Source organism: Scytonema sp. NUACC21, assembly GCF_054684315.1.
Map to the genome: position 1 here is coordinate 1 of NZ_BAAFZH010000010.1, position 10,559 is coordinate 10,559.

Genomic DNA, 10,559 nt, shown 5'->3' on the forward strand with positions numbered 1-10,559 from the left:
TCTGCTGTTTCTTTTGGAACGAAAGAGATTACTGTAGGATCACAAACCAACTACAACGTAAGCCTAGAAGCTACTAGTACCAACTTAAATGATGTGGTAGTAGTGGGTTATGGTAAAGGTTCTAAGAAAACTTTATCGAGCTCTATTACCAGTGTAAAAGCTGAGGAACTCAACAGAGGGGCTATTTCCGATGTGGGTCAGTTATTACAAGGTAAGGTTCCCGGTTTGAACATCACTGCTAGTGGTGACCCTAACAAAACGGCTGCAGTTATTTTGCGTGGTGCATCAACTTTGAACAGTGGTTCAGGCGTGTTCTACGTAATTGATGGTGTACCCGGTGCAGATATTGCTACTGTAGCACCTGATGATATCGCTACCATCGATGTATTGAAAGATGCCGCGGCTTCTGCGATCTACGGTAACCGTGCCTCGAACGGGGTTATTATCATCACTACTAAAAAAGGTAAAAAAGGACAAGCTACTGTTTCGTACAGCGGTTATGTTGGTGTAGAAACTGTATCAAATAGATTGGATGTGATGGATGCTACTGAGCTTCGCAACTTTGTTAGCAAAAATGGTTTGGCCTTTACACCGGCTGATGATAAAGGTGCTAATACCGATTGGCAGAAAGAAATTCAACGCAGCGGTGCGCTTTCACACAACCACAATATTGCTGTGAGTGGTGGCGGAGAACACAGTACTTATTTTGCTAGCTTGAACTATTTCAAAAAAGAAGGTATCATTCAAAAAACACAGTTAGAGCGCGTAATCGCGAAATTGGGAATTGAACAGTCTGCCTTGAACGACAAGTTGAAGTTCGGATTCAATGTTACCAACTCTATCAGTACAAACGATGATGTTCCTTATTTGAACACTATTATTCTCCAATCGGCCCTGTATTTACCGGTAAACCCTGTAAAGAATGCAGATGGCAGCTATTTCGAGAATTTTGTGAAATCGAATTACTACAATCCGGTTTCTATGCTGAATCATGCTACCATGCAAACCAAGTCGAGAAGCAGAAATTACCGATCCGCAACACCGAATTTTTCTAGAGTGTGCTTGCGAAGCTTTAGAAAGTGCTGGATACGATTCACAAACTTATAAAGGATCTATTGGTGTTTATGGTGGCTCTGGTTTAAGCAGCTACTTACTTAATATTTACCTAAATCAAAATCTTGTAAATTCTATTGATCCTCAGCAACTCGTTCTTGCAGGTAATAAAGATTTCCTAACCACCCGCGTTTCTTACAAACTTAACTTAGAAGGACCCAGTTATGCTGTTCAAACTGCCTGCTCAACTTCATTAGTAGCTGTTCACCTAGCTTGTCAAAGTTTACTCAATGGTGAATGTGATATGGCTCTAGCTGGTGGAGTTACTATCAATGCAACAAGAAAAGCTGGATATATGTACACAGAAGGGGGAATATTGTCTCCTGACGGACATTGTCGCGCCTTTGATGCTAAGGCACAGGGTTCTGTGGGTGGTGAAGGTGTGGGTATTGTAGTGTTGAAGCGATTAGAAGATGCTCTCTTGCATCGCGATACAATTCATGCTGTCATCAAAGGTTCGGCTATCAATAACGATGGTTCCTTCAAAGTCAGCTACACAGCACCTCGTATCGATACCCAAGCAAAAGTTATTAGAACGGCTCAAGTAGTAGCCGAAGTAGAACCTGAGACAATTACTTACGTTGAAGCTCATGGTACAGGAACAGCCTTGGGAGATCCAATTGAAATTGCCGCCTTGACACAAGCTTTTCGCTCAAGTACCCAAAACAAAGGATTCTGCGCCATTGGTTCCGTCAAAACCAATATTGGGCATTTGGACACTGCGGCGGGTGTGACGGGATTAATCAAAACCGTCCTTGCACTCAAACACAAACAAATACCTCCAAGCTTACACTTTGAGCAACCCAATCCTGAAATTGACTTTGCCAATAGTCCCTTCTACGTCAATACTAAACTTTCTAAATGGGAAACAAATGGCACTCCCCGACGTGCAGGAGTCAGTTCGGTTGGGCTTGGGGGTGCCTTTGGCTACTAAACGTTGTAGAACATCTAATAATTTATGAACATCGTAAAAAGATAAACCTGTGGTTGGTTCATCTATGAGATAAAGTGTTTTTCCTGTGGCACGACGTGATAGTTCTGTGGCTAATTTCACCCGCTGTGCTTCCCCTCCAGATAAGGTGGTTGCGGGTTGTCCCAGTTGGATATACCCCAATCCTACATCTACTAAAGTTTGCAGTTTATTCACGGCTTTAGGAATGTTTTGGAAGAACTCCAAAGCTTCCTCAACTGTCATGTTAAGAACGTCAGAAATTGATTTGTCTTTGTACTTTACCTGTAATGTTTCTCGGTTATATCTTGCACCTTTGCAAACTTCACATTGTACGTAGACATCGGGCAAAAAGTTCATTTCAATGACGTTAACACCTTGCCCGCTGCATGCTTCACAGCGTCCTCCTTTGACGTTGAAAGAAAATTGCCCTGGTTTATATCCCCTGGTCTTTGCTTCAATTGTTTCTGAAAAAACTTCTCGGATAATATCAAAAACTCCCGTGTATGTTGCTGGGTTAGAACGGGGTGTTCTTCCAATGGGTGATTGGTCAATGACAATGGCTTTATCAATTGTATCTAATCCCTCAATGCGATCTATGTCTTTAGGGAAGGGAACTTTACGGGTAAGTTGGTGTTGCAGGGCGGGGTAGAGTAATTCGTTAATGAGGGTAGATTTTCCAGAACCAGAAACTCCAGTTACGGAAACAAGTTTACCTAATGGTATTTCGACATCTATGTTTCTTAGGTTGTTGCGACGGGCATTTTTGATGACCAAACTCCGCCCGTTTCCTTCTCTACGTGTTGCTGGAGTTGCTATCGCCCGCCGTCCTGACAAATAAGCGCCTGTCAAAGATTCTTCCGAATCTAGCAATGCTTGCAAATCACCTTGAGCAACAATTCTTCCCCCGTGAATACCTGCTGTAGGACCAATATCAACAATGTGGTCAGCTTCACGAATGGTTTCTTCGTCATGTTCTACCACAATTAAGGTATTGCCCAAATCTTATTCGCCACAATGTCCAGATACTCCTGAACTGTGGGAATTCTTCCCAACAACGCACAAACAGCTGCTAGTTCCGCTGAACCGAGATAAACTCGGGCACCTTTACCCATGCGGTTATTGAAGTTACGGGTAGAGGTAGAAAACACGGTTACACCATCAGCAACTCGTGCCTGATTGCCCATGCACAAACTGCAACCGGGCATCTCTGTTCGCGCACCTGCTGCACCAAAAATACCATAGACACCTTCTTGTTTGAGTTGGTGTTCGTCCATGCGAGTAGGGGGAGAAATCCACAGGCGAGTTTTCACTGCCCCCGCACCATCCAAAACCTTAGCAGTTGCGCGATAATGACCGATATTTGTCATGCAAGAACCAACAAAAACTTCTTGCACTGGGTCATTAGCAACTTCCGATAGTAACTTCACATTATCGGGGTCATTGGGAGCGGCTACAATAGGTTCTTTGATTTCGTTCAAATCAATTTCGATAATCTCCGCGTATTCCGCATCTGCATCTGCTTCCAAAAGTATGGGGTTTGCCAGCCACTCTTCCATTTTGGCAACGCGACGCATGATGGTACGGGCATCTTGATAACCCCGTGCTACCATGTTTTTCAACAGTGCTACATTGGAACGCAGATATTCGGAAATTGTCTCAACACTCAACTTGATGCTGCAACCCGCACAGGAACGTTCGGCGCTGGCATCTGTCAGTTCAAATGCTTGCTCGACTTTCAAATCTGGCAAGCCTTCCATTTCCAGAATTCGTCCGGCAAAGACGTTTTTCTTGTTCTCTTTCTCTACGGTTAGCAAACCTTTTTGAATTGCTACGTAGGGAATGGCATTCACAATATCCCTGAGAGTTATACCGGGTTGTAATTCCCCTTTGAACCTAACCAAAACGGATTCTGGCATATCCAAGGGCATGACACCCAATGCCCCGGCAAACGCTACCAACCCGGAACCACCAGGGAAGGAAATACCTAAGGGGAAGCGGGTATGGGAGTCCCCACCAGTTCCCACAGTATCGGGGAGTAGCATCCGGTTTAACCAGGAGTGGGTTGTAGTACGCTCAGATTCAGTAGATTCTCAACAAATAGTCGCTTATGTAGTCCCATCTGAGCAAACACTGGTCATTCCTGAATTACGGAACTTCCTAGAATTAAAGTTGCCAAAATACATGATACCAGCAACTTTTGTCACATTAGAAGCATTACCACTGACACCTAATGGTAAAGTCGATCGCAAAGCGCTGCCTGCACCTGACACTGCACGACCCGAATTAGAAGTAGTTTACCAGCCACCCCAAACTGAATTAGAAAAAACTATTGCTAATATTTGGCAAGAAGTACTTCATGTCGAGGACGTAGGAATCCATGATAATTTCTTTGAACTCGGTGGTCATTCATTGCTCTTAGTTCAGGTTCATAGCAAATTACAAAAAATATTTCAGCGAGATTTCCCCTTGGTTGAAATGTTTCAATATCCAACAATAAGCCGTCTAGCTGGATATCTTGGTCAGGAGTCCAGCCAACAAGAGTCTTTTACACAACATTCTCATCGCCCTGAAAGCAGAACCGCCTCAGTACAGCGCCAAAAACAAGCAAGAAAAGAACACCGAGCAGCACAAAAAGGTGTTTCATCAATCTAAGGCAATTGTAGAAAGCAAAGTGATTTAAGGATACGAAATGACATTAAGTAAACAAGAAATGCCAAACCAAAATTATTTTCTTGAAACTGAGCAAACATTACATTACAATATTGAAGAACAAGTGATGCAACTGTTTGCTGCATCGAGTCAATCAACATCTCTTGAGAAAGAAATCGATGAAATTATTAATGATTTTTCTCAAGACTTTTTAAGCACGTTTGATACCAACACCTACATTCATTTAGATTCTTTATTAGACAAGTTTTGTGATAGTCAGATACCTGTTAACCCTACTAATCTTGAAAGTTATTTAAAATACTTAGGTGATAACGTTATTGCTCACTCAATACACACATCTTCGCCACGATTTATCGGTCACATGACCTCGGCGCTTCCTTCCTTTGTGCGCCCTCTAGCTAAACTAATGACAGCAATGAATCAAAACTCTGTCAAAATAGAGACTGCTAAAGCCTTGAGCTCACAGCGTATACTGAGAGAGCTTTTTTACAACCTACCCGACTTTTCAAACAACCTCTTAGTAGCGCTTTAGCGCATACATCGCAACTACTAAGCAGTAGCGAACATTTACACCGACTTGCTTAGTGTAAAGACGCTTCAAACAGCGCGTTTGGACAAAATTTATACGTATCGTGATGAAGGTGAAATAATATAATGCATCGGAATATATTTCTTAAGAGTTAAAAACGAAAATGTAATAGCGTGAGATAATATGAAGTTTTAGCATTAAGATTTTTGGAAAGTTAAAGTATTAAAAAAAGTCTATAGAATTTGCGGAAAGTCAATTAGTCATCTCGTAGTCTTAAATAGAAAGGTACTCAGCCTTTTAAAAAGCTGAGCACTGAGTGTTACAAACTGAGTTGTTAAATTTTCATCGGTGTTGAAAGAACTTTCTTAGTTCCGACGAGAGTCCGAAGGCTTTTTCGGTTGCCGTCGAGAACTACGATGGTTCTCCAACCACCGTTGAATTTGAGCCCTAAGTATTGGGGCTAACACGTTGGCTAGGGCAGAAAGGGCGATCCCAATTAGGTGATCGTGCCCCGTGCCGCCTGGGCAAAAGTCCTCATGTTGTTCAGTCATTGCAAAAGCTCCTAGTTCAAGTTGGAAAAAGGTCATTGAAGAGGACAAAAAGTGATGAGCGAAAATGTTTCACCCTGATGTCATTCACTTGGTAAGGTATGAACCTTTGACGGTCGTCCCTTTGGGATTCGTATTGAGGCTGGAGTAGATGATTCTTCGCGCTTTGCATTCAATCATTTAGCGCGGATGACTAAATATACAATTTTCATGTTATGTGCCCCTTGTACAGTGTTGTTGCATTATTGTGAACTGTGGCAAAGCTATTTTTCTGTTTGTTGAAGAGATAACTACGACGTGAGGCTCTTACTTTACCTTAGTGAGATCCAAGGCATAAAAGTTATAGATACTTTGGTGTAGTGTCTCTTTTGCTCTGATTAACCCTCTTTTGTCACTCTAGGCAGAAGAAAATTGGAAATAAGGGACATTGAAGTTTTGAAAGATTGAGCAAATTCTCCTGATGGTCATTGTCGAGCTTTTGACGCACACGCAAAAGGAACTATTGGTGGCAGTGGTTTAGGTGTAGTCGTTTTGAAAAGATTAGAGGATGCCATAGCTGATGGTGATACTATTCATGCAGTCATCAAAGGTTCTGCTGTTAATAACGATGGTTCTTTAAAAATTGGATATACAGCTCCTAGTGTTGATGGTCAAAGAAAGGTAATTTTGGAAGCACTTGCTTTAGCTGGAGTTGAACCTGAGACCATCACATATATAGAAGCACATGGTACAGGAACCGAATTAGGAGACCCAGTAGAAATCAAGGCTCTCACACAAGCTTTTCGCGCTAGCACAAATAAAAAAAACTTTTGCGCTATTGGTTCAGTAAAAACCAATGTTGGGCATTTAAATACAGCAGCTGGTGTGACAGGATTAATTAAAACAGTCCTTGCATTAAAACACAAACAAATTCCTCCTAGTTTGCACTTTCAAGAGCCAAATCCACAAATAGATTTTGCTAATAGTCCTTTTTATGTAAATACCACAATATCAGAATGGAAAAGTAACGGGATGCCTCGCAGAGCAGGTGTTAGTTCTTTGGGGATTGGCGGGACTAATGCCCATGTTATTTTGGAAGAGGCTCCGGTAGAGACGCGCCATGGCTCGTCTCTACACTCGCGCCCCTGGCAATTGTTGCTGCTTTCAGCCAAAACCAGGACAGCCTTAGAAACTGCAACAGCGCAACTGTACACTCACCTGCAGCAAAATCCCGATATTCCCCTACCTGATGTCGCCCATACCCTACAAGTAGGTCGTTGTGCTTTTGAGCACCGTCGCACGGTAGTTTGCCAAGACCAAGAGAATGCGGTAAAAGTATTAACTTCGCTTGACCCACAACGTGTTTTGACTGACTACCACAAGCCAAGTTATTGTCCAGTCATCTTCATGTTTTCAGGACAAGGAGCACAATATGCAAACATGGGTAAGGAATTATATGAAGTCGAACCAACATTTAAAAAACACGTAAATACTTGTGCCGAGATTTTACAACCTCACCTCGGTCTTGATATCCGCTCCTTACTTCCGGCGGCCGCGAATTTCAAGGTGGACAAGGCGAAAGCCCCAAGCTACACGCTGGCGCAAGTCGGAGCGTAGCGCAGTCCGGTAGCGCACTACTCTGGGGGGGTAGGGGTCGCTGGTTCGAATCCAGTCATCCCGATTGGGAAAATTCAGGTAGAAGACTATTTTTCGTCGTTAACAAATTAATGTTGTTGAGGAGCAGTTAACTACTGTTAAAAAAGTAATGTTGCCAAATCTTTCACAAATAGTTTGTGATTTAAGATTAAACTCTCCTCATATTTAGTATATAGGTATTCAGGAGTATCCCGAACAAAGTGAGTTCTTCAAACTTCCAAAAATATTTTTACTGCTCCTCTTCCAAATTAGTAACAATCTTGCCTTGGCTGACTTCAAGGATAAATCAAACACTGAAGTATTAATCTCAAGATTTTTCAACTATCCTGGACTGGATGGCAATTGGAACTTTAGCAAAGCAGCTTTAAATATCTGGGCTCGCGAATGACACTGCCCACCGCTCGCTGTTGTACGACATAACCCTACCCTGGTCTTTAGGTAATCTTCTGGCGGGAAGGGAGTAGTTTGTTTCTGCCTGGATTCTACTAAAAATCAGGATTTTCTTGTAACAGGTACGTCAGTAATGATCGAGATGTATGGCGATCGCATTGAGATATCTAATCCTGGCATACCGCCTATAAAGGTGGAGCGATTTATTGATGAAAATCGCTCCCGTAACGAACAACTCGCCGACGTTATGCGACGTTTCGGTATATGTGAAGAAAAAGGTAGTGGCATTGACAAAGTTGTAAGCGCAGCAGAGATGTTTCAACTACCCGCACCAGATTTTCGAGTGGGTGACACACGCACCACAACAGTGCTATTTGCTCATCAGAATTTTGCCGATATGAGCAAAGCAGACCGAATTCGAGCCTGCTACCAACATTGCTGTTTATTGTATGTCAGCAATAAACAAATGTCCAATCAAACCCTACGAGAGCGGTTTTCTTTGAGTGAGTCACAGGCAGCAACCGTTTCTCTAATTATAGGAGCTACCAAAGAAGCTGGCTTGATCAAGACAACTCGAACAAACCATTGCCAACATCTGGCAACAGTTACTTGGAATTGAGCAAGTGGGCATTCACGACGACTTCTTTGAATTAGGAGGGCATTCCTTGCTAGCAACTCAACTAATTTCTAGGATGCGTGAAACCTTCCAAGTTGAGTTGCCCTTAAACAGCTTGTTTGAACAATCTAGTGTAGCGGGACTGGCAGAGCGCATTGATAAGATTCGTTCGATAGTACAACAAATACACGCTCTTCCCAACGACACAGCAGAAAACAGAGAGGAGATAGAGTTATGAAAACTATCGAGGAATTTTTGTCTTACTTGTGCAGTTTGGATATAAAACTGTGGGTTGATGGGGAACGCCTGCGGTGTAGCGCCCCCGAAGGAACATTAACGCCATCCCTGCGCCTGCAGTTACAAGAGCGCAAAGCCGAAATCCTCGCGTTTCTGCAAAAGGCGAACCAAACCTCAAGTGCCACTCTCCCTCCGATTTTCCCCGTTTCACGAGAAAGAAAGCTACCTCTGTCCTTTGCCCAACAACGTTTGTGGTTCCTACAGCAGTTAGAGGTTAATAGTGGCTTTTACAATATCGCGGCAGCAGTGCGTTTTGAAGGTCGTCTCCACAACATCGCAGCCCTTGAAAGCAGTCTCAATGACATCATCAACCGCCATGAAGTTCTACGTACCAACTTTGTAGCAGTAGATGGGCAACCGATACAAGTTATTGCTGACAGCAAGACTACAAAACTAGCGGTTGTAGACTTACAACAACTAAATCCTGCTGAGCGAGAAAACGCTTGCCGACAGTTGAGAATGGAAGAAGTCGCGCAACCGTTTGACCTCGAAACTGACCCATTAGTGCGGGCTACTTTGTTTAAGCTGGCAGAGACAGAACACATCCTGCTACTGGTGATGCACCATATAGTATCAGATTGGTGGTCAATGGGCGTGTTGGTGCGGGAGTTAGCAGCAGTTTACCAAGCCAAGTGCAACGATTTACCGGTACCACTGCCAGAATTGCCGATTCAGTATGCCGACTTTGCTCATTGGCCGCAGCAGTGGTTGCAGGGGGAGGTGCTGACAACAGGTTTTGGAACTGGGGAAAAATCTTCCTATTTCTACAAGTTGACCGTCCTGAGCTTTTAACTTGTAGTCCAGGAAGTTTACGAACATTCCCCAACCCACATCGGATATTGATTTTGATAGCTTGCGATTCCGTACCATTCCCTTAACGTTGAGATTTTCTACAGCGATAAGTTGGCTTTCGTTTACCAGCTTTCTACTTAATTTATGCAGAAAGTCTTGGCGGGAATTTGATACTCGTTCATGAACCTTGGCTACGAGTTTTCTATATTTGTTTCTTGAATTACTACCTTTAACTTTACGGGCGAACTTCTTCTGCTTACGCGCTGGATTCTTCTCGTGACGTTTTAAGTGTTTCGGGTTTGAATGTTTGGTAACTTTATTACCATCATGAATAACAGCAAAGTCTTTCAGCCCAAGGTCAATACCAAGTGTTTTGTCACCAGATACAAAACCCGAAATACCTTCAGTCTCAAACAGAATCGAAGCAAAGTACTTATCTGTAGGAGTCTTGCTTATAGTGACTGTCTTAACCTTCCCTTCAATGGGTCGATGCAAGACTGCTTGAACAACACCAATTTTAGGAATTTCCAAACAATCACCCACAACTTTAACGTTTTGGGGATACTGAATGGATTGTTTGTGATGCTTCGATTTGAATCTTGGAAACTTAGCTCTACCCTCAAAAAAATTAGCGTAAGCCTTGTTTAGATTTATTGCTACGCACTGTAAAACAGCAGAATAACAGTCTTTCAACCAAGGATTTTCTACTTTTCATTGTGGGAGATAAGCTTTGTAGACACTTAGTTTTAGCGATTTTCCAGTTTCTTCTAGTGTTGAATACAAGCATTAAGGGCATAATTCCAATACCACCTTGCACAACCAAATGATTTGGCTAGCGTTTCTTGCTGCTCGGTTGTTGGGTATAGTCTGACCTTTATCGCTTTCAACACTTTTAATCACTTCCTTGTTGGTATTATAGTAACATAGATGCAAAGGCATTGTGTAGGCAATGATGAAAAATAAAGCATTAAACTTGAGAATGTCAGAACGCAGATTAAATAAGTTGCGGCTATACTC

8 protein-coding genes, 1 tRNA gene and 5 pseudogenes are annotated in these 10,559 nt (G+C 42.7%); 9 read left to right on the forward strand and 5 right to left on the reverse strand.

From position 1 onward, the window contains the following. Positions 1-102: 102 nt before the first annotated feature. Together ACYRY3_RS00520 and ACYRY3_RS00525 are read left to right on the forward strand one after the other, a co-directional pair. Positions 103-1,107 carry a TonB-dependent receptor plug domain-containing protein gene (locus ACYRY3_RS00520; RefSeq protein ID WP_460199941.1) on the forward strand — a complete coding sequence of 335 codons (1,005 nt, stop codon included), beginning with the start codon at positions 103-105 and terminating at the stop codon, positions 1,105-1,107. After that, positions 1,013-2,032 (forward strand): annotated as a pseudogene (locus tag ACYRY3_RS00525) (beta-ketoacyl synthase N-terminal-like domain-containing protein); the annotation flags it as partial. The gene ACYRY3_RS00520 and the pseudogene ACYRY3_RS00525, both read left to right, overlap by 95 nt. Here the strand turns inward: ACYRY3_RS00525 and ACYRY3_RS00530 are convergent. Beyond that, a pseudogene (locus tag ACYRY3_RS00530) lies at positions 2,033-3,067 on the reverse strand (UvrA family protein); the annotation flags it as partial. Continuing rightward, a pseudogene (locus ACYRY3_RS00535) lies at positions 3,064-4,125 on the reverse strand (aconitase family protein); the annotation flags it as partial. The pseudogenes ACYRY3_RS00530 and ACYRY3_RS00535, both read right to left, overlap by 4 nt. Before the next feature lie 37 nt (positions 4,126-4,162). Between ACYRY3_RS00535 and ACYRY3_RS00540 the strand changes: the two are divergent. Both ACYRY3_RS00540 and ACYRY3_RS00545 read left to right on the forward strand, forming a co-directional pair. After that, complete coding sequence (locus ACYRY3_RS00540; protein ID WP_460199942.1) at positions 4,163-4,717, forward strand: phosphopantetheine-binding protein; 555 nt, start codon at positions 4,163-4,165, stop codon at positions 4,715-4,717. 37 nt (positions 4,718-4,754) lie between these two features. Then, complete coding sequence (locus ACYRY3_RS00545; protein ID WP_460199936.1) at positions 4,755-5,267, forward strand: hypothetical protein; 513 nt, start codon at positions 4,755-4,757, stop codon at positions 5,265-5,267. A gap of 362 nt (positions 5,268-5,629) precedes the next feature. On the opposite strand, the gene ACYRY3_RS00550 is transcribed toward ACYRY3_RS00545, so the two are convergent. Further along, entirely contained in the window at positions 5,630-5,815 is a 186-nt protein-coding gene (locus ACYRY3_RS00550) for a hypothetical protein (protein WP_460199937.1), read from the reverse strand. Between the two features lie 450 nt (positions 5,816-6,265). Between ACYRY3_RS00550 and ACYRY3_RS00555 the strand changes: the two are divergent. The 5 genes and pseudogenes from ACYRY3_RS00555 to ACYRY3_RS00575 all read left to right on the forward strand — a co-directional run. Next, positions 6,266-7,336 (forward strand): annotated as a pseudogene (locus tag ACYRY3_RS00555) (CurL C-terminal domain-containing protein); the annotation flags it as partial. Between the two features lie 62 nt (positions 7,337-7,398). Beyond that, positions 7,399-7,472 (forward strand) — tRNA-Pro (locus tag ACYRY3_RS00560). A 498-nt stretch (positions 7,473-7,970) separates the two neighbouring features. After that, complete coding sequence (locus tag ACYRY3_RS00565; protein ID WP_460199938.1) at positions 7,971-8,456, forward strand: ATP-binding protein; 486 nt, start codon at positions 7,971-7,973, stop codon at positions 8,454-8,456. A gap of 4 nt (positions 8,457-8,460) precedes the next feature. Continuing rightward, entirely contained in the window at positions 8,461-8,691 is a 231-nt protein-coding gene (locus ACYRY3_RS00570; RefSeq protein ID WP_460199939.1) for a phosphopantetheine-binding protein, read from the forward strand. Further along, entirely contained in the window at positions 8,688-9,542 is an 855-nt protein-coding gene (locus ACYRY3_RS00575; protein ID WP_460199940.1) for a condensation domain-containing protein, read from the forward strand. Before ACYRY3_RS00570 ends, ACYRY3_RS00575 begins: the two co-directional genes overlap by 4 nt. Here the strand turns inward: ACYRY3_RS00575 and ACYRY3_RS00580 are convergent. Further along, positions 9,480-10,432 (reverse strand): annotated as a pseudogene (locus tag ACYRY3_RS00580) (RNA-guided endonuclease InsQ/TnpB family protein); the annotation flags it as partial. The gene ACYRY3_RS00575 and the pseudogene ACYRY3_RS00580 sit on opposite strands and share 63 nt — an antisense overlap. Beyond that, positions 10,329-10,559: hypothetical protein (locus tag ACYRY3_RS00585; RefSeq protein ID WP_460199943.1), on the reverse strand; the 231-nt coding region annotated here is incomplete at its 5' end. The gene ACYRY3_RS00585 and the pseudogene ACYRY3_RS00580, both read right to left, overlap by 104 nt.